The sequence below is a fragment of the Streptomyces sp. VTCC 41912 genome, assembly GCF_045799175.1.
Classification (GTDB): Bacteria; Actinomycetota; Actinomycetes; order Streptomycetales; family Streptomycetaceae; genus Streptomyces; species Streptomyces albulus_C.
In genome coordinates this window covers 172,771-199,042 of sequence record NZ_JBJMAB010000007.1, presented here as the reverse complement: position 1 = coordinate 199,042, position 26,272 = coordinate 172,771, and the positions used below count along the sequence as shown (strand labels likewise).

The 26,272-nt window shown below is 74.5% G+C and carries 19 protein-coding genes; 6 read left to right on the top strand and 13 right to left on the bottom strand.

The features are described from left to right. Window positions 1-206 precede the first annotated feature (206 nt). Entirely contained in the window at window positions 207-1,502 is a 1,296-nt protein-coding gene (locus ACJ6WD_RS13720) for an extracellular solute-binding protein (RefSeq protein WP_407615858.1), read from the top strand. Between the two features lie 80 nt (window positions 1,503-1,582). Then, window positions 1,583-2,359 carry a PE-PGRS family protein gene (locus ACJ6WD_RS13715; protein WP_407615857.1) on the top strand — a complete coding sequence of 259 codons (777 nt, stop codon included), beginning with the start codon at window positions 1,583-1,585 and terminating at the stop codon, window positions 2,357-2,359. A gap of 234 nt (window positions 2,360-2,593) precedes the next feature. On the opposite strand, the gene ACJ6WD_RS13710 is transcribed toward ACJ6WD_RS13715, so the two are convergent. Next, on the bottom strand, window positions 2,594-2,848 hold the full coding sequence (locus tag ACJ6WD_RS13710) for a zf-HC2 domain-containing protein (RefSeq protein WP_233659325.1): 255 nt from the start codon (window positions 2,846-2,848) through the stop codon (window positions 2,594-2,596). Between the two features lie 49 nt (window positions 2,849-2,897). Between ACJ6WD_RS13710 and ACJ6WD_RS13705 the strand changes: the two genes are divergently transcribed. Beyond that, complete coding sequence (locus ACJ6WD_RS13705; protein ID WP_020930635.1) at window positions 2,898-3,602, top strand: sigma-70 family RNA polymerase sigma factor; 705 nt, start codon at window positions 2,898-2,900, stop codon at window positions 3,600-3,602. Between the two features lie 86 nt (window positions 3,603-3,688). Here the strand turns inward: ACJ6WD_RS13705 and ACJ6WD_RS13700 are convergent, their stop codons facing one another. The 8 genes from ACJ6WD_RS13700 to ACJ6WD_RS13665 form a co-directional block, all read right to left on the bottom strand. After that, a complete protein-coding gene (locus ACJ6WD_RS13700; protein ID WP_233659326.1) occupies window positions 3,689-4,159 on the bottom strand; it encodes a copper chaperone PCu(A)C in 471 nt (156 codons plus the stop codon). Next, window positions 4,156-6,597, bottom strand: a complete 2,442-nt coding sequence (locus ACJ6WD_RS13695; protein WP_407615856.1) for a heavy metal translocating P-type ATPase — start codon at window positions 6,595-6,597, stop codon at window positions 4,156-4,158. The genes ACJ6WD_RS13700 and ACJ6WD_RS13695 overlap by 4 nt, the downstream gene beginning before the upstream one ends. After that, a complete protein-coding gene (locus ACJ6WD_RS13690) occupies window positions 6,594-6,965 on the bottom strand; it encodes a hypothetical protein (RefSeq protein ID WP_233659327.1) in 372 nt (123 codons plus the stop codon). The genes ACJ6WD_RS13695 and ACJ6WD_RS13690 overlap by 4 nt, the downstream gene beginning before the upstream one ends. 459 nt (window positions 6,966-7,424) lie before the next feature. Continuing rightward, window positions 7,425-7,883 (bottom strand): cyclic nucleotide-binding domain-containing protein, encoded by a 459-nt coding sequence (locus ACJ6WD_RS13685; RefSeq protein ID WP_233659328.1) that lies wholly within the window; start codon window positions 7,881-7,883, stop codon window positions 7,425-7,427. A 98-nt stretch (window positions 7,884-7,981) separates the two neighbouring features. Next, complete coding sequence (locus ACJ6WD_RS13680; RefSeq protein ID WP_376557213.1) at window positions 7,982-10,861, bottom strand: NHLP bacteriocin export ABC transporter permease/ATPase subunit; 2,880 nt, start codon at window positions 10,859-10,861, stop codon at window positions 7,982-7,984. Between the two features lies 1 nt (window position 10,862). Then, window positions 10,863-13,145: an NHLP family bacteriocin export ABC transporter peptidase/permease/ATPase subunit gene (locus tag ACJ6WD_RS13675; protein ID WP_233659330.1), complete on the bottom strand. Its 2,283-nt coding sequence runs from the start codon at window positions 13,143-13,145 to the stop codon at window positions 10,863-10,865. Beyond that, the gene (locus tag ACJ6WD_RS13670) at window positions 13,142-13,948 is read right to left on the bottom strand and encodes an HlyD family efflux transporter periplasmic adaptor subunit (RefSeq protein WP_233659331.1); all 807 of its coding nucleotides are present in this window, start codon (window positions 13,946-13,948) and stop codon (window positions 13,142-13,144) included. The genes ACJ6WD_RS13675 and ACJ6WD_RS13670 overlap by 4 nt, the downstream gene beginning before the upstream one ends. A gap of 233 nt (window positions 13,949-14,181) precedes the next feature. Beyond that, window positions 14,182-14,397 (bottom strand): type A2 lanthipeptide, encoded by a 216-nt coding sequence (locus tag ACJ6WD_RS13665; protein ID WP_016576071.1) that lies wholly within the window; start codon window positions 14,395-14,397, stop codon window positions 14,182-14,184. Between the two features lie 672 nt (window positions 14,398-15,069). Between ACJ6WD_RS13665 and ACJ6WD_RS13660 the strand changes: the two genes are divergently transcribed. Continuing rightward, window positions 15,070-16,110 carry a PHP domain-containing protein gene (locus tag ACJ6WD_RS13660; RefSeq protein WP_407615855.1) on the top strand — a complete coding sequence of 347 codons (1,041 nt, stop codon included), beginning with the start codon at window positions 15,070-15,072 and terminating at the stop codon, window positions 16,108-16,110. A gap of 24 nt (window positions 16,111-16,134) precedes the next feature. Here ACJ6WD_RS13660 and ACJ6WD_RS13655 read toward each other — a convergent pair whose 3' ends face one another. From ACJ6WD_RS13655 to tdh, 3 genes are all read right to left on the bottom strand, one after another. Beyond that, on the bottom strand, window positions 16,135-17,043 hold the full coding sequence (locus tag ACJ6WD_RS13655) for a LysR family transcriptional regulator (RefSeq protein ID WP_407615854.1): 909 nt from the start codon (window positions 17,041-17,043) through the stop codon (window positions 16,135-16,137). Window positions 17,044-17,100: 57 nt separating this feature from the next. Then, entirely contained in the window at window positions 17,101-18,294 is a 1,194-nt protein-coding gene (locus ACJ6WD_RS13650) for a glycine C-acetyltransferase (protein ID WP_038517723.1), read from the bottom strand. A 72-nt stretch (window positions 18,295-18,366) separates the two neighbouring features. Continuing rightward, the gene (gene tdh, locus ACJ6WD_RS13645) at window positions 18,367-19,395 is read right to left on the bottom strand and encodes an L-threonine 3-dehydrogenase (RefSeq protein ID WP_407615853.1); all 1,029 of its coding nucleotides are present in this window, start codon (window positions 19,393-19,395) and stop codon (window positions 18,367-18,369) included. Between the two features lie 521 nt (window positions 19,396-19,916). Between tdh and ACJ6WD_RS13640 the strand changes: the two genes are divergently transcribed. Beyond that, window positions 19,917-22,718, top strand: coding sequence for an ABC transporter substrate-binding protein (locus ACJ6WD_RS13640; RefSeq protein WP_407615852.1), 2,802 nt, complete (start codon window positions 19,917-19,919; stop codon window positions 22,716-22,718). Between the two features lie 18 nt (window positions 22,719-22,736). Here the strand turns inward: ACJ6WD_RS13640 and ACJ6WD_RS13635 are convergent, their stop codons facing one another. Further along, window positions 22,737-23,528 (bottom strand): VOC family protein, encoded by a 792-nt coding sequence (locus ACJ6WD_RS13635; protein ID WP_037635493.1) that lies wholly within the window; start codon window positions 23,526-23,528, stop codon window positions 22,737-22,739. 280 nt (window positions 23,529-23,808) lie between these two features. Between ACJ6WD_RS13635 and ACJ6WD_RS13630 the strand changes: the two genes are divergently transcribed. Further along, complete coding sequence (locus ACJ6WD_RS13630; RefSeq protein WP_407615851.1) at window positions 23,809-26,226, top strand: SpoIIE family protein phosphatase; 2,418 nt, start codon at window positions 23,809-23,811, stop codon at window positions 26,224-26,226. The last annotated feature ends 46 nt before the right edge of the window (window positions 26,227-26,272 follow it).

Here is a 26,272-nt window from a genome sequence, read left to right as displayed (position 1 = left end):
AGGACGGTAGCGGACGGGACGGCAGCGCGGGACCCGGCGGGGAATGCGGAGCGAATGCGCCCGACCGTCACACAATGTCCACATGACACAATGTGTCAACCACCGCGTACGGTAGGCCCGTCCACCGGCCCCGGCGCCGCCCGCCTCCACGGGGGCGCCGCCACGCGTCCGGTGGACTGGTCCACGCTCCGCAACGCAGGTATGAGGTGACAGCAGCAGTGCGTCGACGGGTCTTTCTCTCGCGTACGGCCGGCATGACGGGCGCGGCGGCGCTCGGGCTCGCCGGGTGCGGGTCCGGTACGGCGTCCGGCGAGCCCGGCCGGATCAAGGTGATGGCGGCGAGCTACGGCACGACCGTGGGCTCCCCGATCGTGGACCGGTGGCACGAGTTCATCGGCGCGTTCCAGAAGGAACACCCCGACATCCGGATCGACCTGGAACTCGTCCCCATCGACAGGATCGACCGGACGCTCGCCGCACGGGCCGCGGCGGGCCGGGAACCGGACATCGCGCAGTCCTACGTCTTCGCCGACTACGCCGAGGCCGGGCGGCTCTACAGCGCCGACGACCTGTTCAACCTCTCGGCGCAGGCGGACTTCCTCACGTCCTTCGCCCGGGCCGGCGAGATCAACTTCACCGAGTACGGCATTCCGTTCCTCGCCAGCACCCCGCGGCTCTTCTACCACACCGGCCACTTCGCCCGGGCGGGCCTGAGCGGGCCGCCGACGTCCTGGACCGAACTGCGCTCCGCCGCGCAGGCGCTCAAGGCGGTGGGCGTCCCCGTCCCCTACGGCCTCCAGTTCGGCCCCGAGTCGGCGGAGGACGAGGCGCTGGCCTGGATGTTGGGAACCGGCGGCGGCTACGGCGGACAGGCCGGCTACGACTTCACCAAGGAGGCCAACGCCGAGGCGCTCCTCTGGGTCAAGGAGCAGTTGGTCGCCCCCGGGCTGGCCGGCGACGACCCGGCCACGTTCAGCCGCACCCCCGCCTACGCCGCCTTCCTGAAGGGCGAGGTCGGGATGATGCTGGCCCATCCGGTCCTCCTCGACGCGGCCGACCGGGCCAAGGTGCCCTACGCCAACGCCGACTTCCCGATGAAGGACGGCGGTGCGGCACCGCCGGTCGGGCTCAGCGACTGGTTGATGGCGTTCAAGCGGAACGGCCACCGCCGGGAGTGCGCGGCGTTCCTCAACTTCCTCTACAGCGAGCGGGCGACCACGCAGTTCGCGCGGGGGCAGGGAACGCTGCCGGTCACCGTCTCGGGCTCCGAGGCGCTGCGGGCGCAACCCTCCGAGCGGGCACTGCGGCCGTTCATCGACCAGATGCCCCGGGCCGAGTTCCACCCCGTCGGGCGGAGCACCTGGCCGAAGGTCCGCGACACCCTCCGGCAGGGGATCGGAGCGGCGGTCAAACCGGGCGGCAGCCCGCGGGCGTTGCTCAAGACGCTCCAGACGACCGCGGAAGCGGCCGAGGCCGCACGGCCGCAGGACTCCGCCCAGTAGGGGCGTCGATGCCCCGTCGTGCACCTCTTGCGCCCCTCCCGGTCCCGTTCCGGGGGCGAGGTGCGACGATGGGGCCTGTCATGGATGCGGGGCACGTTCTCAGGGGGCTGCGCGCCGCGGTGTTCGCGGTGGTCTGCGTGCTCCTGGCTGCGCTCGGGCACACGGTGATGTCGGACGCCGTGGTGCCCGGCTGGATGCTGCTCGCCGCCGGTGCGGCGACGGCGGCCGGTGCCTGGTGCCTGGCCGGACGCGAACGCGGTCCCGTCGTGGTGGGTCTGCTGACCGTCGGTGCCCAAGCCGCCCTGCACAGCGCGTTCTCCCTGGGACAAGCGGTGGCCGGCCCCGACCGGGCGTCCCTGACCCGTGCGTGGGCGAACACCTGGCTGTGCGGTGCCCAGGGGCTGTCGCCCGCCGACCTCGACGCGGCACGGGCGCTGTCGCCCATGGGTCCCCCCGGCACGTCCGGGTCCGCCGGCACGATGGACTCCATGACCGGTATGGGAGCCGGCGGTGCGATGGGATCGATGGATCCCACGGCGTCGATGGACATGTCCCACGCCGGCATGGCGCACATGGGCATGCACGGCAGCGCCGGCGGCATGCTCGCCGCGCACCTGTTGGTGGCGCTGCTCAGCGCGTGGTGGCTGTGGGGCGGCGAACGGGCCGCGTTCCGGCTCGTGCGGAGCGTGTCCGCCCGGCTGTTCGCACCGCTGCTGCTGGTGCTGCGGGCGGTGCCGCCCACCGGCCGCCCGGTCCCGCGTCCCGCCCGGCAGGAGCCGCGGTGCGCGGTGCGCCAGCTGCTGCTGGCCCATGCGATGTCCTTGCGGGGTCCCCCGCGTGAGCCGGCTGTCGTCTGACAGCACGGTCGAACTCCCCGGCCGGAAGGACGGCGGGCGGGCCACGGTCCCGTGCCCGGCGCCCCGGCTGTGACGTCACCGGTCGTCCGCGCCGTCGCGCGGCGACCGGATCACGCGAAGGACTCCAGAGGACTCCAGATGATGAATCCTGTCCGGATGCCGGTGGCACCGCCGCCCGCGTCCGTTCCCAGTCAACGGGCGGGCCGCGGCGGGCGCCCGGCGTGCCCCGGCGGCTCAGCCCGCCCGTCGTCCCGGCCGCAGGCGGGCGAGCAGTGCCTCGACGGCCGCCGGGTCGCCGTCGGCCGCGCCCCGCGAGGGCGCGGTGGCGTCGCCCAGGACGGCGGTCAACGCCCGCGCGCGGGCGTCCCATCGGCGGCAGTCCCGACAGCCCGCGAGGTGGTCGTCGAGCCGGCGGGCGGTGACCCCCGCGGGCAGCGCCTCCCCGTCGAGGCGGGCGGAGAGTGCCGTACGGATGCGCGAGCAGAGCATGCCCCCATCCTCCCCGAATTGGTCCGTACCGGCGAGGGGCGGTTCCGGCATGCGTGACGACGAGACGGTGACCGGCTGGGCGTTGGCCGCCCGGGACGGCGACGAACGGGCCGTCGAGCAGTTCGTGCGGGCCACCCAGCTCGACGTCCGGCGGTACGTGACGCACCTCAGTGGCGAGGCGCAGGCCGCCGACGACCTGGTGCAGGACACCTACGTGCGGGCGCTGCGCGGGCTGCCGCGGTTCGAGGGCCGGTCGTCGGCGCGGACCTGGCTGCTGACGATCGCCCGCCGGGTGGTGGCGGACCGGATCCGCACCCATGCGGTGCGGCCGCGGCTGTCGGCGACCGACGACTGGCAGTCCGCCGCCGAGCGGGTCCAGCCGCGCGGGGTGCCGGGCTTCGACGAGGGCATCGCCCTGGCCGAGTTGTTGGCGGCGTTGAGCGCGCAGCGGCGCGAGGCGTTCGTGCTGACGCAGTTGCTGGGGCTGCCGTACGCGGCGGCGGCCGGGGTGATGGGCTGCCCGGTGGGGACGGTGCGTTCGCGGGTGGCTCGTGCCCGGGAGACCCTGATCGCCCTGCTGGCCGAGGCGGAGGCCGGCGCCGGGTCCGGTGCGGCGGGTGCGGGCACGGGCGCGGTGCCCGCCGACGGGGTCGGTCGGCAGCGGGCGGCCGGCGCGGCCCCGTGCGATGCGGCGCAGCGCAGACCGGGCCCGGTTGACCGGCCGCCGCGTCGGCTCGCCGCCGCCCTGGCCTGACCGGCCGGGGGCGACGGGCCGCCGGGGCCCCGGGCGGGTCGATGACCTGCCCTGGGCCCCGGCGGCGGCGCGGGGTGCGCCGGCCCCTACTGGCCGGGACGTACCGCGCGGGCCTCGACGGTCAACGGCGGGCTGTCGCGGAAGTGGAGGGTGAAGGTGAGGCGGTCGCCGGGGGCGAGCCGGGGCGGCGGCGCGACCATGACGTCGAGGGTGGTCGGCGACATGGTCAGCGTGGCGCGGGCCGGGACGGTGGCGCCCTCGACCATGGCCATGGAGTGGGCGTTGCGGCCGACGGCGACGTCGCGGCTGAGCATCGTGCGGTGCCCTGGCGGTCCGGTGACGCCGGTGAGGACGTCGTCGGCCGTGCCGGTGTTGCGGAGGGTGAAGAAGGCCGCGGTGGCGTCGTGGCCGGCGGGGATCAGGATCCGTCCGTCGGTGGCGCTGATCCGGGCGGGGGTGCCCGCGTTGCCGGTGGCGGTCCAGGCCGTGAGCGTGCCGAGGGTCGCCAGGCAGGTGAGGAGCGGCACCGCAGCGGCGGCGAGACGTGCGCGCGTCATGCGGACTCCCAGGTTCCGTTGGTGCGGTGGCGGGATGCGGCGGTGGACCGGCGGGTGCCGCGGGTGGCGGACGGCGGCTGCCAGGCGCGCAGCCGCAGGCTGTTGCCGACGACGAGGAGGGAACTGGCGGACATGGCGGCCGCCGCCAGCATCGGGTTGAGCAGGCCGACCGCGGCGAGCGGCACGGTGACGAGGTTGTAGCCGAAGGCCCAGAACAGGTTGGCGCGGATGGTGCCGAGCGTGCGACGGGCCAGCCGCACCGCGTCGGCGATGGCCTGGAGGTCCTCGCGGACGAGGGTGACGTCGGCGGCGCCGATCGCCGCGTCGGTGCCGCCGCCCATGGCGATGCCGAGGTCGGCGAGGGCCAGTGCCGCGGCGTCGTTGACCCCGTCGCCGACCACCGCGACCCGGCCGCCCTGTTCCTGAAGGGTCGTGACCAGCGCGGCCTTGTCGTGCGGGCGGGCCTGCGCGTGGACCTCGGTGATCGCGAGCTGTCGGGCGACGACCCGTGCGGTGGCCGCGCGGTCGCCGGTGGCCAGCACCGGTCGTACGCCCAGGCGGCGCAGGTGGTCGACGGCGCGGTAGCCGTCGGGGCGGAGCGCGTCGCCGAGGGCGAGGACGGCTTCCGGGGTGCCGTCGACGGTGACCAGCACCGCGGTGCGGCCGGCTGCCCCGGCGGCGCGGACCGCCTCCGGCAGCGGCGCCGGGAGTCCGGTGGGGTCGTCGGGCGGCCGGACCACGGTCACCGTGCGCCCGTCGAGCGCCCCGCGCACCCCGAAGCCGGGGGTGGCGGTGAAGTCCCGGACCGCGGCGGCCGGTTCGAGCCGGACGGCGGGCCGGTGGTCCCGGACGTGGCCGAGGACGGCGCGGGCCACCGGGTGCTCGGAGCACTGCTCCACGGTGGCGGCGAGCCGCAGCACCTCGTCCGGGTCGCGCCCGTCCGTGCGGTGTGTGACGTCGCGGACGGTCATCCGCCCGGTGGTGAGGGTGCCGGTCTTGTCGAGGACGACGGTGTCGATGCGGCGCAGGCGCTCCAGTGCCTGCGGGCCGCTGACCAGGATGCCGAGCTGGGCGCCGCGGCCGGTGGCGGCCAGCAGCGCGGTCGGGGTCGCCAGTCCCAGGGCGCACGGGCAGGCCACCACGAGCACGGCGACCGCGGCGGTGACCGCGGCCTGCGGATCCGCGCCGGCGCCGAGCCAGAACCCCAGGACGGTCACCGCGATGGTCAGCACCGCCGGCACGAAGACCGCGGCCACCGCGTCCGCGAGCCGCTGGGCCCGGGTCTTGCCGGTCTGGGCGTCCTCGACGAGCCGGGTGATCCGGGCGAGTTGGGTGTCGCCGCCCACCGCGTCGGCCCGGACCTCCAGCAGGCCGCCGGAGTTGACCGCGCCGCCGACCACCGTCGCGCCCGGTCCGACCTCGACGGGATGGCTCTCACCGGTGATCAGGGAGAGGTCCAGGGCCGAACTGCCGGTGCGGACGGTGCCGTCGGTGGCGACCCGTTCGCCGGGCCGGACCAGGAACCGGTCGCCGACCCCCAACCGGGCGATGGGGATGCGGCGTTCGGTGCCGTCCGGCCCGGGCACCGACACCTCCTTGGCGGCGAGCTCCGCGAGCGAGCGGAGCGCGGCGCCGGTGCCGCGCCGGGCCCGGGCCTCCATCCGGCGTCCGGCCAGGACGAACAGCGGGACCCCGACGGCGGCTTCGAGGTAGAGGTGGGCGGTGCCGTCGCCGGCCGCGGGCAGCAGGCTGAACGGCATCGTCATGCCGGGCGTGCCGGCGCCGCCGAGGAACAGCGCGTAGGTGGACCAGCCGAACGACGCGGCGACCCCGAGGGACACCAGGGTGTCCATGGTCGCGGCGCCGTGCCGCAGACCGCGCAGCGCACGGGCGTGGAAGGGCGCCGCGCCCCATACGGCGACGGGGGCGGCCAGCACGAAGCAGAGCCACTGCCAGTTGCGGAACTGCCAGCCGGGCACCATCGACAGGGCCAGTACGGGCAGGGCGAGCGCGGCGGTCAGCAGCAGCCGGCGGCGCTCGGCACCCGCGCCGTCGCCGTCTCCCGGGCGGGCGTCGGGCCGGTCGTCGGCGGGCTCCTCGGCGGCGGAGGGCCCGGCGGCGGGGGCCGCGGCGGGCGGACCGGCCTCGTCCGGTCGGGGTGCGGCCGGGGCCGCTTCGGGGAGGTGCGCGGTGAAGCCGGCGGCCTCCACGGTGGCGACGAGGTCGGTCACGGAGACCGCGGCGGGGTGGTCGATCCGGGCCCGCGCGGTGGCCAGGTTCACCGAGGCGCTCACGCCGGTCAGCCGGCCGAGTTTGCGCTCGACCCGGCCCACGCAGGCACCGCAGGTCATGCCGCCGATGGCGAGCGTGGTGGTGCGGTCGGCGGGCGGCACGACGGTGGGTGCGGCGGCTCGGGGCGCCTGCTCGGGCTGCGTCATCGCCGTGCCCCCCGCGTCGCCGCGACGGCCTCCGGGCCGGCGGCCGCGGAGGTGACCGCGGCCACCGGCACCGCCCGTGGTGCGCCCTGCGCGCTCATCCCCGCCATGCCGGGCATCCCGCCGGAACCACCGCCGGGTGCGTCGGGGGTCCCGCCGCGCGGGCGGTCGGCGGGATGCAGGCCGGGGGCGACCGGACCGACGGCGCCGCCGACGGCGTACGACAGGGCGAAGAGCAGCGCCAGGAGCGCGACGAAGCCCAGGACCGAACGCGCCGGCAGCAGGCGCCGGATCGGATGGAGCCGGGCCGCCGCGGCCCCGGGGCGCCGGACGCGGTCGGGTGGCGGAGCGGAGATCACGGGGGTGGTCATCGCGTCATCGTGGCAGGTGGGCGCGGGGGTGGACGGGCGATCAGGGGCCGTTCGGCGCGTGAGGTTTGTCCCGTCCGGAGGCCGGAACTCGGTGGGCGTCCGGCCCGACTAACTGGGTTTGACCGGCGTCCACTTCGCGCAGCCGCGGCCTCGGCGCGCGGGTGTTGGACGCCACCCCCGACGCCTACGGGGACGCGCTGCGGACGCCGGTCCACGACGAGGGGCTCGCGGCCCGGCTGGGCGTCGTCGACCTGCGCGCGGCGTACGGGGACCCGTCGTACGACGAGAAGCGGGCCCGGATCGAGGCCGAGCACGCGCCGGCGCTCCAGACGTTGCGGGCCGAGACGCGGGCCGACGGGACGGCCCGGCGGCTGTACCGGGGGATCACCCGGTCGGACGGGCACCGCATCCGGTTCCCGGGAGGTCCGCAGGTCGTCCCGGGAACCGGCCGGACGCCGCTCAGGGCCCGGCGCCGCTGCCTTGGGGGCCGTAGAGGTCGAGCAGGCGGGTGCGGGTGCCGTGCAGGCGTTCGGCGACGGTTTCCGCGACGTACCGGTAGACGGCGCGGCCCAGGATGGGGTCGTCCTCGCACAGGGCGCGGACGAGGGCGGCGTCGAACTCGTGGGCCTCCACGGGGCCGACGGTCTCCGCGCCGAAGTGCCAGAGGTAGGGCGGGAACAGCCAGGACCAGCCGAGGACTTCGTCCCGGCCCAGGGTTTCGACGACCGCCGCCCGGCGGCCGGGGACCCGCTGGTCGAGCGTGACCCGGCCGGTGCGGATGATCCAGAACCGGTCGGCCCGGCGGCCCTCCTCGAACAGCCGGGTGGCGCGGGGCAGCGACACCTCGTGGGCGAGTTCGGTCAGTCGTCGGCGCCGGTCCGGAGGCATCGCATCGAACAGGTGCTTGACCGTGGGCATCTCGTCTCCATCCGCCGCTCTCCAGTGCCTCGCACGATATGTGGCGGATGGAGGGATTTCGACCATGGCCGGTCCGGCGGCCGGCGAGCGGGACCCGGTCAGGCCATCTGACGCCGGACCAGGTCGTGCAGCCGGCCGCCGGTGTCGGCGAGGAGGGTGGCCGGGGCGCCCTGTTCGACGATCCGGCCCTCGTCCATGACCAGGACCCGGTCGGCGTCCAGCACCGTGGTGAGGCGGTGCGCGATGACCACCCGGCTGGCGCTGAGCGCGCGGGTGCTGTCGATGACGATCCGCTGGGTCTCGTTGTCGAGGGCGCTGGTGGCCTCGTCGAAGAAGAGGATGCGGGGGCGCCGGACCAGCGCCTGGGCGATCATCAGCCGCTGCCGCTGGCCCCCGGAGATGGCACCACCGCCGGCGATCATGGTGTGCAGGCCCATCGGCATCCGCTTGACGTCCTCGGCCAACCCGGCCATCTCGGCCGCCGCCCACACCTCTTCCTGGGTGAACGCCTCGGCGCCGCAGATGCAGTCGAGGATCGAGCCGGTGAGCGGCTGGGCGTTCTGCAGGACCACGCCGCACTGCCGGCGGACGGCGGCCTGGTCGAGCGCGGCGAGGTCCTGACCGTCGTACAGGACACTGCCGGCGGTCGGCCGGTCGAAGCCGATGAGCAGGCGCAGCAGGGTCGACTTGCCGCAGCCGCTCGGTCCCACGATCGCCACGAACTCGCCGGGCCGCACCTGGAGCGAGACGTCGTCGAGGACCAGCGGGCCGTCCTCGCCGTAGCGGAAGGAGAGCTTGCGGGCCTCGATGGCGCCGGCCAGCGCACCGGGTTGGGAACTGCCGCCGCGGACCTCGGGCGCCTCGTCCAGCACCGGCTTGATCTGCTCGAACATCGGCAGCGCCGCGGCGGCCGAGACGAACGCGCCGGTGAGCTGGGTGACCGAGGTGAGCAGCATGGTCACCGAGGTGTTGAAGGTCAGGAAGGCGCCGGCGGACAGGGTGCCGCGGGCCGGGCCGGCCAGCAGCACGAACAGCGCGAGGGAGCAGAGCGGGAGGTAGACGGCGTTGAGGACGGTGGTGAGGTTCTTGATCCGGCCGGCCTGCTGCTGGAGCTCCCGGGAGCGGGCGAACTCCCGGGCCCAGGCCGCGTACGCGAAGGACTCCGCCGCCGCGACCCGCAGCTTGGGCAGCCCGCGCAGGGTCTGGAACGCCTGGTTGTTGAGCTTGTTGCCGAGCGTGATCAGCCGGCGCTGCCAGCGCAGCTCCCACAGGCCCAGGACGAGGAAGACCGCGCCGATGACGAGCAGCACGGCGAACGCGGCGAGCGCCAGTGGGACGCTGTAGACGAGCAGCAGCGCGAGGTTGACCGCGCCGACCGTGCCGGCCTGCACGGCGACCGGCCCGACCCCGGCCAGCACCCGGCGGATGGCGCTGATGCCCATCGCGGCGCTGGCCAGTTCGCCGGTGGAGCGGGCGGCGAAGAACGAGGTGGGCAGGCGCAGCAGCCGGTCCCAGACGGCGGGCTGGAGCACGCTCTCGATGCGGCCTTCGATGCGCAGCACGGTGAGGTTCTGCAACAGGGTGAAGGCGGCCGCGACGATGCCGGCGATCATCACGGCGAGCGCGACCTGGACGATCGGGCCGCGGGCGGCGGCCGGCACGAAGACGCCGAGCACCTTGCCGGTGGCGATCGGGACGAGGGCGCCGAGGGCGACCGTCACCAGCCCGCTGAGGGCGAGGTTGCGCAGGTCCGTGCGGTTCCCGCGGAGGCTGAAGCGCATCAGCCGCCACAGCGTCAGCCGGCGGTCCGGCAGCGGCCGGTAGAACATCACCGCGCGCGGTTCGAACTCCTCGGCGTTGTCCTTGCCGATCCGGATCCGCAGCCCGGACGTCGGGTTGACCGCTTCGTACCGGCCGCGCCGCCACAGCAGGGCGACCGGCGCGCCGGACTTGGCGCGGTGGCCCACCAGGGGCCCGACGTCGGTGCGCCACCAGGGGCCGTCGAGGCGGACCGCGCGGGTGCGGATCCGGGAGGCCAGGGCGATGCGTTCGACCGGGCTGATCCGGTCGCCGGCCGCGGGGCCCTTGGGCGGCTCGGTGAGCGGGATGCCGGCGGCCTGGGCGACCTGCCGGCAGACCGCGAAGGTCAGGTCGTCGCCGGCCCGGTCGCGGCCCGCGCCGGCACGCCCGGAGCGGTCCTTGCCGATCGAGGCCAGCAGCGCCCGGTCGGCGCGTTCCCGGACGGCCTCGCCGGCCTTGATGCCGGCCGCCGCACGGTCCTCGTGGGCGCGTTCGAGCTCTTCGATCCAGCGGTCGACGGCGGACAGCAGCCGGTACTGCTGGTTGACCATCCCCTGCCACAGGGCGCCGTCGACGAGCAGGTCGGCGGCGGCCTCGGCGCTGTAGGAGGCGCCGTACTGGACGGTGCCGGGCGGGACCGGCATCCACAGCACGTCGTCGTCGGCGACCGCCTCGTCGGTGGGCCGGCCCGCGAGCGGCGCCTCGAACAGCACGCCCAGTCCGCGGGCGGTGCCGAGCGCGAAGGCGTGCTCCAGGGGGCTGGCGGCCGGCGCCCCGTGGGCGTCGGCGTAGCCGTACGCCCCGGGATGCGCGCCGGGGTCGGCGTGACCTCCGTGCTCCGGGCGGGGCAGTTCCCGCAGCGCGATCCGGCGCAGTCCGCAGTGTTGGGACGGGCGGCCGACGAGGGTGTGCTGGGCGCCGTCGACGGGGCCGAGCAGCAGGGTGCCGGTTTCGAGGCGGCCGAGGAAGTGCCAGGGGCCCTCGTGGGTGGCGTCGACCGCGAACAGGTCGAGGGTGCCGCCGGTGACCAGCCACAGGACGTGCGGGCCTTCGAGGGGGACGTTGCGCAGACCGGTGTGGTCCACGGGGGTGCCGAGGCCGCCCAGGGCGTGGGTGACCGCGTCGGCGGCCGGTGCCGTGGCGGGTGCCGCGTCCGGCGACGGAGGTACGGATGCCACGTCAGTGCTCCTTGACCAGCTCGGCGTAGGCGCCCCCGGCGGCGACCAGTTCCGCGTGCCGGCCGCGTTCGACGACCGCGCCGTGGTCGAGGACCACGATCTCGTCGCTGTCGCGGACGGTGCTCAGCCGGTGGGCGATAATGACGCAGGCACAGCCCCGGCGCCGCAGGTTGTCCATGATGACCGCCTCGGTGCCGGCGTCCAGGGCGCTGGTGACCTCGTCGAGGACGAGGATGCTGGGGCGCCGGACCAGCGCCCGGGCGATCTCCAGGCGCTGCCGCTGACCGCCGGAGAAGTTGCGGCCGTCCTGCTCGACGCGGCTGTGGATGCCGTCGGGGCGGCGGGCTATGACGTCGTCGTAGAGGGCGGCGTCCTGGAGGGCGGCGATCACCGCGTCGTCCGGGATGGAGGGGTCCCACAGCGCGACGTTGTCCCGGACGGTGCCCTCGAAGAGGAAGACGTCCTGGTCGACGAAGGAGACCGAGGCGGCCAGCGCGCTGCGCGGGATGTCGGCGAGGCGCTGTCCGTCGATCCGGATGGTGCCTTCCCAAGGGGCGTAGAGGCCGGAGATCAGTCGGGAGACGGTGGACTTGCCGCTGCCCGAGCCGCCGACCAGGGCGACCTGCTGGCCGGGGCCGACGGCCAGCGAGAAGCCGGTCAGCAGCGGGGCGTCGAGCGGGCTGTAGCCGAAGGTGACGTCCTCCAGGGTGACGTGCCCCTTGAGGCGGCGGGTGCCGGCGTCCGCGTCCGGGCGGGAGTAGTGGGCGTCGGCGGGGAAGCTCTCGACGTCCTTGAGGCGGGCGACGTCGGCGGCGAAGTCCTGGATCCGGCCGGCGACGCCGTTGAGCCGGGTGATCGGGGCGGTGAAGCGGGTCACCAGGGCCTGGAAGGCGACCAACAGGCCGATCGAGATGTGGCCTTCGACGGCGCGCAGGCCGCCGATCCACAGGATCAGCGCGCTGTTGAGGGTGGCGAGGGTGGGGGCGACGACCGCCAGCCAGGCGCTGGGGACGCCGAGCCGCTGCTGTTCCTCCAGGGTGGCGGCGTGCTGCCCGGCCCAGCGGCGGAAGTAGCCGTTCTCGCCGCCGGTGGCCTTCATCGTCTCGATGAGCTGGAGGCCGGTGTAGGAGGTGTTGGTCAGGCGGGCGGTGTCGGCGCGCAGCTTCTGGGTGTGGGTGGCGCGCAGCCGGATCACGATCCGCATGGCGACGACGTTGAGCAGCGCGATGAGCACGCCGATGACGGTGAGTTGGGGGTCGTAGGTCCACAGCAGCACGGCGTAGAGGACGACGACCACGCCGTCGACGGCCGCCGCGGCCAGGTCGCGGGCGAGGGTCTCGGCGACCGCGTCGTTGGACTGCAGGCGCTGGACGAGGTCGGCGGGCGAGCGCTGGGCGAAGAAGGTGACCGGCAGGCGCAGCAGGTGGCGCAGGAAGCGGGCGCTGCTGAGGGTCGAGGAGATGATCCGGCCGCGGAGCAGGTTGGCCTGTTGGAGGCCGGTCAGGACGGCGGTGAGCACCACCATCGCGGTCATCGCGGCGAACAGCGGCCCCAGCAGCGAGGTCTGGTTGCCGATCAGGAACATGTCGATGTACGTGCGGCTGAGCGCGGGCAGCGCGGCGCCGACGCCGACCAGCAGCAGGCTGGCGAGCAGCGCCGCCAGCAGGGTCCCGGTGGTGCCGCGCAGCCGGGCCGGCATGGCGCTGAGCACGCTGGGCCGACGACCGCCCTTGCGGAACGCCTCGGTGGGTTCGAAGACCAGCACCACTCCGGTGAAGCTGGTGTCGAAGTCCTCCACCGGCACGAAGCGGCGGCCCTTGTCGGGGTCGTTGATGTGGACGCCGCGGCGGCCGAGGCGGCGGCCCGGGCCGTCGTAGACGACGTAGTGGTTGAACTCCCAGAAGAGGATGGCCGGTGCCGCGACGTCGGCGAGGGCGGCCGGTTCCATCTGCATGCCCTTGGCCGACAGGCCGTAACTGCGGGCGGCCTTGAGGAGGTTGCTGGCGCGGGAGCCGTCGCGGGAGACGCCACAGGCGATCCGCAGTTCCTCCAGCGGGATGTGCCGTCCGTAGTGGGCCAGGACCATCGCCAGGGAGGCGGCACCGCACTCCACCGCTTCCATCTGGAGCACCGTGGGGGTGCGCACGGCCTTCTTCGCCTTGGGGGCGGCGGCGGCCGGTGGTCTGCGGCGGCGGGCGGGCGGGGCGCCCTCGGGCCGGTGCCGGCCGCGGCCGGCGGGCGGGAGGTGCTGCGGGGGCGCGGCGGAGGCGTCGGGGGCGGTCACGAGAGCAGCCAATCGATCGGGTGCTGCGCGGCCAGGTGGACGGCGGCGGTGGCCTGGGTCATCGAGTCGAGGGCGAACGGCGGCCCGTCGGAGGTGGACCAGGCGTAGCCGGAGGCGGTGCGCGCGGGGTCGAGCCGGACCAGCACCGCGATCGGCTGGCCGGCGCGGGAGAACTGCTCGCCGAGTTGGCTGCTGCCGAGGAACGCGGAGATCCGCTGGCGGCTCTGGGCGGCCCGGCCGACGGCCGCGACGTGGCCGCGCAGCACCCCGAACCGCTGGGTGGGGGCGGCGGCGACGGTGAGGTCGACGGGGGCGCCGACCGGAAGGGTGGCGGCGTTCTCGGCCGGGACGTAGAGGGTGGCGGTGAGCGGGTCGCGGGTGCCGGTGGTGCGTTCCACCGCGGCGAGGTCGGCGCCGGTGGTGACGACCGCGCCGATGGTGGCGACGAGATTGGTCAACCGGCCGGCGGCGAGCGCCCGGACGACGGTGGTGGTGCCTTGGGCGGTGCGTATCCGCACCAGCGGCGCGCCGGCGGTGACCTGTTTGCCCTCCTCGGCGAGGACCTCGGTGACCTGTCCGGCGACCGGGCTCTGGAGCACGTAACTGCCGTGGCCGTGGGTGAGGATGCCGGGGGCGCTGACGGTGGCGGAGACGGTGCCGGTGACCGCCCAGACGGCGGCGGCGATCATGACGAGCACGGTGACGGTCAGCACCAGCCAGCCCTGCGGGCGGGCGAAGCGCACCGGCAGGTCCAGTTCCTCCGGCGATTGCAGCTTGGAAAGGGCCTGTTGACGGAACTGCACGACACTCTTCCCTCAACTGCAGCGGCTGGTACGGGGGTACAGACGCGCGCCGGGGGCGCGCGGTTCCGACTCCGGCGGCTTCCGGTCGCGGACAGCCGGGTGCCCCGGAACCCGGTCGGAACCGGGTTGTCCGGGGCACTCGACACGGCGGATCGGCAGGGAGGGGGCGCCGATTGCCGTCGCGACCGTTGGATGCCGGCTGTGCCGCGCGGCGGCACAGGGTCGGCTCCGGGTCAGAGACCGGCGGTCAGGTTACCCGCAACGCCCTGGACGTCCAGGCCGGTGGTCTGCTGGACCAGGCCGGTGGCGGTGTTGAGGACACCGGTGACCGGGGCGACGGAGCCGACGGTGGTGGTGACGGTGTTCACGACACCGCCGACGAGGCCACCGGACACGTTGTCCAGGTCGGCGTCGGAAATTTCCTGGGTCTGCACCTGGGCGTTGTTCATGATGTTTCCCTTCGGATCAATATCAAGAAAAACCGCGTACGGGTCTCCGGTGGGTGCCCCGGCCGCGGCCACGGTAGTCCGGGCCCCGATATCGGGAAACCCCGGTGACTCCCGCGGTGCGATGGATCAAAGCATGCGGGCGGGTTGCGCTGCTAATCGGATGAGCGGCGATCCGGACGTATCCACCCCGCGAAATTGCCGGTCGTGTGCGTGCATCCATGGCATGGTCGAAGCATCTTCACATCTTCTCCGGTTTCCTTTCCGCTGAACCTTCGTTGCCATACCTGCGGAATGGGACATTCCGGATGCAAGTCGCCGAGCGGGCCGGCGCCGCACACGCGCGAAACCGCGGCCCGTGTGCCGGCTGCGCATTCGGTGTGCAGATTTCCTGAAGGCCGCCCGACTTAACGCCCGACTAGCGCCCGGCGACGACGCGAAGTCCGCTTCGCGTTTCCTCTGCACGACCTGGATGTTGCACAGGTTTTAACCGAACATGATTGCCCTCGACTTCCACGTCACTAATGACCGGAATCATCACGGCTATCGCCCCGTCATTCCGATGGAAACGGATCGAGCATCCAGAGAACGGACATATTCGCATAACTGCGGTGCGCGCCGTTCGCCGGACCGGCCGCGGTGGCAGGAGCCCCCCGCCCGGTGCACGGTGGGTACGTGGATCCCGTGGCGGCGCTGGAGCGGATCGCGTTCCTGTTGGAGCGGCAGGGGGCGGTGACGTACCGGGTGCAGGCGTTCCGCACCGCGGCGTCGGTGCTGACCGCACTGCCCGCGGACGCCCTGCGCGAGCGGGCCGGCAACGGCACGCTGGGGCGGCTGAGGGGACTGGGCCCCAAGACGACCCGGGTCGTCGAGGAGGCGCTCGCCGGGGAGCGGCCCGCCTATCTGACGCGCCTGGAGGAGGAGGCCGGCGGCCCGTTGGTCGAGGGGGAGGCGGGTCGGGCCCTGCGCCGGGCCCTGCGCGGCGACTGCCACCTGCACTCGGACTGGTCGGACGGCGGCAGCCCCGTCGAGGAGATGGCCCGCACCGCCCGCGACCTCGGCCACGCCTGGTGCGCGCTGACCGACCACTCCCCCCGACTCACCGTGGCCCGCGGACTGACCGCCGAGCGGCTGCGGCAGCAGTTGGCCGTGGTGGCCGAGGTCAATGCCCGGCTGGCGCCGTTCCGGCTGCTGACCGGGATCGAGTGCGACATCCTCGACGACGGCTCCCTCGACCAGGAACCGGAGCTCCTGGCCGAGCTCGACGTCGTGGTCGCCTCGGTGCACTCGAAACTGCGGATGGCCGCCGGGCCGATGACCCGGCGGCTGCTGGCCGCGGTCCGCAACCCCTTGGTGGACGTGCTCGGCCACTGCACCGGACGGCAGCTCACCGGCAAGCTGCGCCCGGAGTCGGAGTTCGACGCCGCGGAGGTCTTCGCGGCGTGCGCCGAGCACCGCACCGCGGTGGAGATCAACTGCCGCCCGGACCGCCTCGACCCGCCGCGCCGCCTGCTCCGTCAGGCCCTGGACGCCGGCGCCTTCTTCGCCGTCGACAGCGACGCGCACGCCCCCGGCCAGTTGGACTGGCAGATCTACGGCTGCGCCCGCGCCGAGGAGTGCGGCGTCCCCGCCGACCGGATCATCAACACCTGGACGGCCCGGCAACTCACGGCCTGGACCCGGACCGGCCGCCCGCCGCGCGGCGCCGGCACCTGACGCCCGCCCCACCGCCCCGGCGGCTCACCCCAGGTCGGCCGCCGTCGCGCGCAGGGCCGTCAGCACCGGGCGGAACAGCGGGTGGCCCTCCGCGCCCCGCCGGACCGCGGCGAAGACCCGGCGGGTGGGCGCCACCCCGTCGACCGGCCGCACCACGACGCCCCCCAGGTCCATCCCGCGCAGCGCCGAGCGGGGCACCAGGGCCACCCCCACCCCCGCCGAGGCCAGCGCCACCACCGCCCGGAAGTCGTCCGAGGAGTGCGTCAGGCGCGGCCGGAAGCCGGCGTACTCGCAGGCCAGCACGACCACGTCATGACACGGATTGCCGGAATAGGGGCCGATCCAGGGGTCCTTGGCGAGCCCGGCCAACGGCACCGCCGCCACCCCGGCCAACGGGTGCCCCGGCGGCAGCACCGCGTCGAACGGCTCGGCGTAGAGCGGGACGCGGGTCAGCCGGGGGTCGTCCGCGTCCGGCGCGCCCCGGTACTCGACGGCCACCGCCACGTCGACCTGCCGGTCCAGCACCATCAGCAGGCTGGCGTCGCCCTCCGCGTCCTGGACCCGGACGCGGATGCCGGGCGCGGAACCGGCCAGTTCGGCGAGGGCCGGGGCGAGCACCAGCGCGATGCCGGTCGCGAACGCCGCCACCGTCACGGTGCCCGCCTCGCCCTCGTCGTACGCGGCCAGCTCCGCCTCGGCCCGCTCCAGCTGGGCGAGGACGGCGTTGGCGTGGCCGAGCAGGATGTCGCCCGCGGCGGTCAGCCGGACGCCGCGGGCGCCGCGCTCCACGAGGCGGTGGCCGGTCTCCTGTTCCAGCGCGGCGAGCTGCTGGGAGACCGCCGAGGGCGTGAGGTACAGCGCGGCGGCCGCGGCGGTCACCGTGCGGTGGTCGGCCAGCGCACGGAGGATGTGCAGCCGACGTGCTTCGATCATGGATCCAGTTTCGCAGGGTTCGGCCGGATCGTGCCCGGCCGCCTCCGGTCGGGCCGGTCAGCTCCCCAGCGCCGCGCGGGCCGCCACGAAGGCGTCCACCGCGCGGTGCACGTCCTCGGTGGAGTGGGCGGCCGACAGCTGGACGCGGATCCGGGCCTCGCCCTGGGGCACCACCGGGTACGAGAACCCGATGACGTACACCCCGCGCTCCAGCAGCAGTTCGGCCATCCGGGCCGCCTCGGCCGCGTCCCCGATCATCACGGGGGCGATCGGGTGCGCGCCGGGCAGGATCGCGAAGCCCTCCTCGGTCATCCGCGAACGGAACAGCGCGGTGTTGGCGTGCAGGCGTTCGCGCAGGTCGTCGGCGGATTCCAGGAGGTCCAGGACCTTGAGCGAGGCGGCCGCGATCACCGGCGCGAGCGAGTTGGAGAAGAGGTAGGGGCGGGAGCGCTGGCGGAGCAGCGCGACGATCTCGGCGCGCGCCGCGACGTAACCGCCGGAGGCACCGCCCAGCGCCTTGCCGAGCGTGCCGGTGATGATGTCGACCCGGTCCATCACCCCGCACAGCTCCGGGGTGCCGCGGCCGCCGGCCCCGACGAACCCGACCGCGTGCGAGTCGTCGACCATGACCATCGCGCCGTAGCGGTCGGCCAGGTCGCAGATCTCCCGCAACGGCGCCACGTAGCCGTCCATGGAGAACACGCCGTCGGTGACGACCAGGGTCCGCCGGGCGCCCTGCGCCTCCTTCAACTGCCGCTCCAGGTCGGCCAGGTCGCGGTTGGCGTAGCGCAGGCGGCGGGCCTTGGAGAGCCGGATGCCGTCGATGATGGAGGCGTGGTTGAGGGCGTCGGAGATCACCGCGTCCTCCGGGCCGAGCAGGGTCTCGAAGACGCCTCCGTTGGCGTCGAAGCAGGAGGAGTACAGGATCGTGTCCTCCTGGCCGAGGAAGTGGGAGATCCGCTGCTCCAGTTCCTTGTGCACCTCCTGCGTGCCGCAGATGAAGCGGACCGACGCCAGCCCGTAGCCCCAGCGGTCGAGGGCCCCGTGGGCGGCGGCGATGACCTCGGGGTGGTCGGCCAGGCCCAGGTAGTTGTTGGCGCAGAAGTTGAGGACCTCGCCGGGGCGGCCGCCGGCGGTGACCGCGACGGTGGCGGACTGCGGGGTGCCGATCACCCGCTCCGGCTTGTGCAGGCCGGCGGCCCGGATCTCGTCGAGTGCGGTGCGCAGGTCGTCACGTACGGCGTCGAACATGAGGGGTGTCTCCTTGGGGGTGCGCGGGTCGGGCCGGCGGGCGGCGGCGTCTTGGGGAGGGAACGGGCGGGGTCAGGCGCTCCAGTCGAGGATGACCTTGCCGCCCTGGCCGCTCGCCGCGTCGGCGAAGGCGGCGTCGAAGTCCTGGTACGGGTAGCGGCCGGTGATCACGGGCGCGAGGTCCAGGCCGCCCTCCAGCAGCACGGACATCGCGTACCAGGTCTCGAACATCTCCCGGCCGTAGATGCCCTTGATCGTGATCATGGAGGTGACGATCCGGGACCAGTCGACCGGGAACTCCTCGGACGGCAGCCCCAGGATGGCGATCCGACCGCCGTGCGTCATGTTTCCGATCATGCCGCGCAGCGCCTCGGGGCGGCCGGACATCTCCAGGCCGACGTCGAAGCCCTCGCGCAGGCCCAGTTCGCGCTGGCCGGCCTCGATCGAGGTGGCGGCGACGTTGAGGGCGAGGCTGACGCCGACCTTGCGGGCGAGGTCCAGGCGCTGCTCGCTGACGTCGGTGATCACCACGTTGCGGGCGCCGGCGTGCCGGGCGACCGCCGCCGCCATGATGCCGATCGGCCCGGCGCCGGTGATCAGCACGTCCTCGCCGACCAGCGGGAAGGACAGCGCGGTGTGCACGGCGTTGCCGAACGGGTCGAAGACCGCGGCGATGTCGAGGTCGACGGGGACCCGGTGCACCCACACGTTGGCGGCGGGCAGCGCGACGTACTCGGCGAACGCGCCGTCCCGTCCGACGCCCAGGCCCACCGTGGCGCGGCACAGGTGGCGGCGGCCGGCCAGGCAGTTGCGGCAGCTGCCGCAGACCAGGTGGCCCTCGCCGCTGACCATGTCACCGGCCTTGATGTCGGCCACGTCCCGGCCGGTCCCGACGACCTCCCCGACGAACTCGTGGCCGACCGTCAGCGGGGCGCTGACGGCCTGCTGCGCCCAGCCGTCCCAGGCGCGGATGTGCAGATCGGTGCCGCAGATGCCGGTGCGCAACACCTTGATCAGGACGTCGCCCGGGCCGACCTCCGGCTCCGGCACGTCCATCAGCCAGAGTCCCGGCTCCGCCTTCTGCTTGACCAGTGCCTTCACCGCAACGGCTCCCGTAGAAAAAGATGACTGGACGGCACCGGGGGCCCGGTACGGCCCGCCGATCTCCGGCCAGAAATCTTCCCTACGGCGGCCGCCCGGTCCATCGAGGATTTCTTAACCGCGCCCACAGCTCCCCTTTACGCCCCTTGCGCACCGCGCCCCACAGCGGTCGCGCCACCGCCCGGGGCGCTCGGCGTGCGGTCAGCGCCACCGCGCCCGGGGGTGGGGTGGCCGGATTCCGCGCTCCGTCGGACGCCCGTGACGTCGCGGCGGTCGGGGTCGGGCCGTCCTGCGGGGCGGGCGGGACGGGTGCCCGCGGGCCGGCGGCGGCCGGGCGGTGCGCGGCCGGAGTGCCGGGCCGGGGCGACGTCGGGGCCGGTCGTCGGGGCGATCGGCTGCGGGACGCGGGGGCCGTACCCGACGCACCGGGACGTTCCGTCGCAGCGGAACAGAACCGTAGCTTCCGGCCGCGCGGCGGTGGCACAATGCCGGCCCTATTCGGAACCAGCCTCAGGGGCACCATGGCGCCGAGCGAACGCGATTCCCAGATACCCGTCTTCCACGGAGCCGGACACCTGTTGCGGTTGATCGCCGACCTCGTCCGCCGGCCGCGCCGCAGGGAGTGTCCGGAGCCCGTGCGGCACCGGGGCGTGGCCCAGGGGCGCGAGGGCCTACCGGTCCTGTGCCTGGTCGCCGGCGACGACCACGCCCAACTCGCCCGCGGCATCGGCTACTTCCTCTCGCACGCCGACCCCCGTCGGGTACCGCACTGCCTGCACGACCTGGCGGCCGATCCGGCGTCCACCGACCCGGGGTCGGTGGAGGCGGTGCGCCGGACGTTGGAACGCCTGGCGCAGGGGTTCGCGCGCAGCGTCAACGGCGCCGACGGACGGGTCAGGTTCCGCCGGTTCGGCCTGGTCAACTGGCTGTTGCAGACCGGCTCCGGCAGTGGCGCTGACGGCACGGGCGACGTCGAGGGCACCGACCACAGCCTCCTCCAGGGCCTGCGGGAGCGGGAGTTCCGGCGCCGTCGGCTGTTCGGCCTGTTGCGGGCGCCGGAGACCGAACTCGCGGTGGACGGCAACGTGCCGTGGTGGGTCTGGCTGTTCGCGGTGCACGTCTTCCCCCTGGCGTGGTTCCGGGTCCGCCGCGGCCTGGGCCGCGAGTACCGCTGGCTGCTCAACCAGCCCTACCTGGCCCCGCGCGACCCGGGCACCTTCATCGGCTTCGCGGAGCGACTGACCGTCCCGCACAACCAGGTCGAAGACCCGGAACAACTGCGGAAGTTGATGGTCAACGCCTTCCTTGAGGACCTGCGGATCGCGTTCCGGCGCCGCCCGTGGCGGCCGCGCTCCGCCCGCCGGACCGCGTACTGCGTCGCCGTGCTGTCCGGCACGGCCTCCGACAACTGCGGCCACCCTCTGCTGCGCACCGTCATCGACGTCCGCAACGAGACCGGCGCCTTCGATCCGCTGTTGCTGATCAGCTGCGGCGCGCAGCCGCCCGCGGAGGGCACCGAACTCCGCACCGACTGGGGCCACAGCTCGCTGTGGGAGCTCTCCGACCGGCTCTACGGCGGCTGGCGGGACACCTTCCTGCACACCGGCCGGGCCCGCAACCGCGCCCCCTGGTACCTCCCGGTCACCGTGCCCGCGCTGATGCCGCCCTCCGACGACCCGGCGGCCAAGGCCCAATACGAACTGACGAGACGTCAAGAAGTCGCGCAGGACGCGCGGTTGAGGCTGCCCGAACCACCGTTGTGGGCCCGGCGCGTGGTGTCCGCCGCCGTCGCCTGCTGCGTGCTCGCAACCCTGCTGGGCACGGCCGGGCTGCTCTGGGACCGGGAAGGCGCCTACCGCACGGCGCACTGCGGACTCGGGCGCTTCCAGGACGACGCCGACACCCTGCACACCGTGGAGACCGGCGAGTGCATCGGCGTCTCCCGGCACGGCTTCACCTTCCACTCCCCCGACCCCGAACTGAACAAGACCCTGCGCACCATCGCCGACCAGAACGCCCGCGCCGACCAGATCCACCAGACGTCCCCGGAACGCCCCCTGGTCACCCTCGTCCACCTCTCCGCGCTGCTCAGCACCACCGGCAGGTCCACCGCCCAGCTCGCCTACGGACGCGAGGCCCTCCAGGGCGCGGCCAGCGCCCAGTCCCGGCAGCTGCGCACCACCGGCAGCACCGAACCGATCCTGCGGATCTTCCCCGCCAACGCCGGCTCCGGCATGCGCTACGGCACCCGAGTCGTGCAGATCCTCCAGGGGTTGAAGGCCCAGGACCCGTCCATCGTCGGCGTCACCGGCCTCGACCAGAGCCGCGAGGCCACCAACCAGACCATCCGCAAACTGACCGAGGCCGGAGTGCCCATGGTCGCCACCACCCTCTCCGCGGACTCCCTGGTGCGCCAGTCACCCCTGTACTTCCAGGTGTCCCCGCAGAACAACCGGGAGGCCGAGGTCGCCGCGGCCTACGCCGACCACCTCGTCGCCGGCCGGACCAAGCCCACCCGGCAGGTCCGGGTCATCGGCTCCGCCGACCCCACCGACACCTACAGCCAGACGCTCGGCGACGACGTCGCCCGGCAGTTCCGGGCCCGGGGCTTCGCGGTCGAGCGGACCGCCTTCAGTCCGCCGCCGCCCCCGGGCGGCGAGCCGTCCTCGACGGCACCGGGCGCCGGCTCGGTCGGCCAGCGCAGCTGCTCCTACCCGGGGCTGGTGTTCTACGCCGGGCGCGCGGAGGACTTCGAGACCTTCCTCGGCGGGATCAACGAGTCCTGCAACTCCGCCCCGCCGACCGTCATCGGCGGCGACGACGTCGCCCGGCTGGCCGCCGACCCGGTCCGCCGCGCCCAGTACCCCGGGATCCCCTACGCCTTCTTGGACTTCACCCTCGGCTCGGCGCACTGCGCCGACTCCAGCGAGCTGTACTCCGAGATGTCCCGGCTCTTCCCCGAGGAGTGCGCCAAGGTCCCCAATTCGTCCCTCGACGGCCACGCCGCACTCGGCTTCGACGCGGTGAAGCTGTACGTCAACGCGGTCAAGCAGCTGCGCGAGGACGCCCCGGGGATGCCGCTGACGCCCTCCGCGGTGTGGCACGCGATCAGTGGGGTGCACGGAGAGGGAGCGCTCGACGGGGAGAGCGGGATCATCGGCTTCGGCGGCGAGGTGGACCGTCAGGTCCCGCTGGACAAGCTGCTGTCGGTGCAGCACATCGACGGCGACGGCAAGCCCACCCAGGCCGGCTACTGCGGACGGGTCGGCGGCAGCGTCCAGTCCGCGTGGTGCCCGCCGCTCCAACCGGAGAGGGGCGCCTGAGGCCCGCCGCGGCGAGCCTCAGGCCGGCGCCGCGGGCCCCGTCACGGTGAACAACCCGCCATCCGGGTCGCGCACCATCGCCCGGCTCCCGTGGCCGTCCCGGGTCTCGGTCAGCGGGGTGGCGGTCCCGCCACCGGCCACCGCCGCCTCGATGGCCGCGGCGACGTCCGGGACCCGGAAGTGCACATGCCACTGGGGCCGCACCCGCGGGTCCGGGGCGGCCTCCACCGCGCCGCCGCGCAGCGCCGCCACCACGTGCGTGCGGTCGCGCACGATGACCTGGTCGTGCTCGTACGTCACCTGGCAGCCGCCCGGTTCCTCCGACGCCCAGTCGAAGACCTCGGCGTAGAAGATGGCCGCGGCGAACGCGTCCCTGGTGCGCAGTTCCAGGATCGCCGGGGCGTGGCCGGTCCCCACCGACCAGGACAGCGTCTGCCCCTCCCAGAAGCCGAAGGTGGCGCCGTCCCGGTCGGCGGCGAGGGCGGCCCGTCCGGGGCCGAGCTTGAGCGGTCCGACGGCCACCGTGGCGCCGCGCTCGCGGATCCGGCCGGCGGTGTCGTCGGCGTCCGCCACCGCGAAGTACGCGGTCCAGGCCACCGGCACCTGGAAATTCGGGGCCAACGCCCCCATTCCGGCGACCGGCTCCCCGTCGTGCAGGGCGACCGAGAACTCCTCGCCCAGACTGGCCGGCCGGAAGTGCCAGCCCAGCACGGCCCCGTAGAAGCGCTGCGCGGACCGCAGGTCGCTGGTCATCAGGCTCACCCAACAGGGCGCGCCGCGGACCGGCGTGGTCGGGCGGGGGGACGGCATGGACATCTGCCTCCTGTCGCTGGGTCCCGTCGTCGAGAACTCCCGGCGTCCGGCCGGGAGCGCGGGAGTTCGACGACGGCGCCCCGGCCCGGCCGACGGGCGGGCGCGGCTGGGCGTGACGCGCGGCCGGGTCCCCGGCGCCCCTCCCACTGTGCCAGCGACCGCCCCGCCCCGCACCAAGAAAGGCCCGCCGGCCGGTCGCCCACTCGGGGCAGGGCCGGTTGTGCGGGTGGGTGGCGGGCTCGATGCTGGAGGTACTGAACCGGGCTGGGCTGATGCCATGAACGCATGGAACGCGGCGGCGACGAGCGCCGACTTCCGTGGTCCCCTCGACGTCACCAGGGCGGCCACCGCGGTGCTGGACGCCCGGGGACGGGTCATCGGCTGGAGCGCGGCGGCCCGGAGGCTGCTGGGGTACGCGCCGGAGGAGATCATCGGCCGTCCGGTCGGCACGTTCCTGCCGGAGCCGGAGCCGGCCCCGGACGGCCCGGCACCGGGCACCGGGGCACTGACCGACATCGGGACCCGCTCCGCCCGGCACGCGGACGGCCACCGGCTGCCGGTGGCCGTGACCATCTGCCCGCTGGCCGACGCGCTGCCCGCCGCCGGCACCGGTCCGGCCCGGGTGCTGGTGGCGACGGGACTCGACGACCTGCGCCAGTGGGAGGCGCGCCAGGCGATGCTGCACGGGCTGGCCACCCAGTCACCGGTGGGCCTGGCCATCTACGACAACGACCTGCGGCTGACGTGGTTCAACACCTCGTACGGCCGGGAGATCGGGCTGCCGCTGGGGGAGTTGAGCGGCAAGCGGGCGGACGAGCTGTACCCGGGTGAGTTCGTGACCAGGGGGTATCCCCGCGGCCTGGACGCGGTGATGCACCACGTGCTGGCGACCGGTGAGCCCTTCCTCGACCTGCACTTCGTCGGCGAGCAGCCCACCGACCCGGGGACCGAGCACGTCTGGTCCTGCTCCTACTACCGGCTCCAGGACCCGGACGGGCGGGTGCTGGGGGTGTGCGAGGACTCCTTCGACATCACCGACCGCTACCAGGCGCAGCGCCGGCTGAACCTCCTGGTGGAGGCCGGCCGCCGGATCGGCACCACGTTGGACATGGTCGGCACCGCCCGGGAGGTGACCGAGGTCGCGGTGCCGGCCTTCGCGGCCACGGTCACCGTCGACCTGCTGCGCTCGGTACTGGCCGGCGGGGACCCGGATCCGGGCGAGGGCGGGCTGCCGGAGCTGGTCCGGGTGGCCTCGCGCTCCCGCGACGACCCCCCGGACCGGCCGCCGCACCCCCCGTACCCCATCGCGTACCGGCGGGGCACGCTGCCGTACCGGAGCCTGTCGTCGGGCGGCATGATCCGCACGGAGCGGACCGTCGTGGTGCCGCTGCGGGCCGGTGGCACCCCGATGGGGCTGGTGACCTTCGACCGCGAGGCCACTGCGGCGGTCTTCGACGGCGGCGAGGTCGACCTGGCCGACGAACTGGTCGTCCGGGCCGCGGTCTCGATCGACAACGCCCGCCGGTTCGCCCGCGAGCACGCCGCGGCGCTCACCCTGCAACGCAATCTGCTCCCGCAGCGCCTGTCCCCGCAGTCCGCGGTGGACACCGCCTACCGGTACCTGCCCAGCGACGACGGGGCCGGCGTGGGCGGCGACTGGTTCGACGTCATCGGGCTGTCCGGCACCCGCGTCGGGCTGGTGGTCGGGGACGTCGTCGGGCACGGTCTCCAGGCGGCGGCCACCATGGGCCGGCTGCGGACGACCGTACGGGCGCTCGCCAGGCTGGACCTGGCGCCCGACGAGCTGCTGGGCCGCCTCGACGACCTGGTCGGGCAGACCCCGGAGGACCGCGCCGCGGGCCTCGTCGAGGAACCCGGCCCGGACGACGCGGCCACCGGGGTGACCTGCCTGTACGCGGTCTACGACCCGGTGTCGCGGCACTGCACGATGGCTCGGGCCGGGCATCCGCCGCCGGCGGTCGTGCACCCCGGGGGCGAGGTGACGTTCCCGGACCTGCCGGCCGGCCCGCCACTGGGCCTGGGCGGCCTGCCGTTCGAGTCGTGGGAGACCGAACTGCCCGCGGGCAGCATGCTGGCCCTGTTCACCGACGGGCTGCTGCGCTGCGGCGACCGGGACGTCGACGCCGGGCTGGCCCTCCTGGGCGACGTCCTCCGGGACGACCGGCGGCCCCTGGAGGAACTGTGCGACCGGGCGGTGGCGGCGCTGCTGCCCGGCGGGGCGGTACCGGACGACGCGGCGCTGCTGCTGGTGCGCACCCGGGAGCTGGACGCGCGGCAGGTCGCCGCCTGGGAGCTGCCCGCGGAGCCGGCCGCGGTGGCCGCCGCCCGCGAGCTGGCCACCCGGCAGCTGGCGTCATGGGACCTGGCGGAGCTGTCGTACGCCACCGAGCTGGTGGTCAGCGAACTGGTCACCAACGCCGTGCGGCACGCCTCGGGCCCGGTGCACCTGCGGCTGCTGCGGGACCTGGCGCTGGTCACCGAGGTGTCCGACACCGGTCACACCTCGCCGCACCTGCGGTACGCCGCGAGCGACGACGAGGGCGGCCGGGGACTGTTCATCGTCGCGCAGCTGGTGCAGCGCTGGGGGACGCGGTACGTGCCGTCCGGCAAGACGATCTGGGCGGAACAGGCGTTCCCGCCGGACTACCCGGGGGCCCCGCGCCCCGTGGGCTGACCGGGTGGGCCGGGCACGCCGTGCGGGTCTCCGGCGCCGGTCCCAT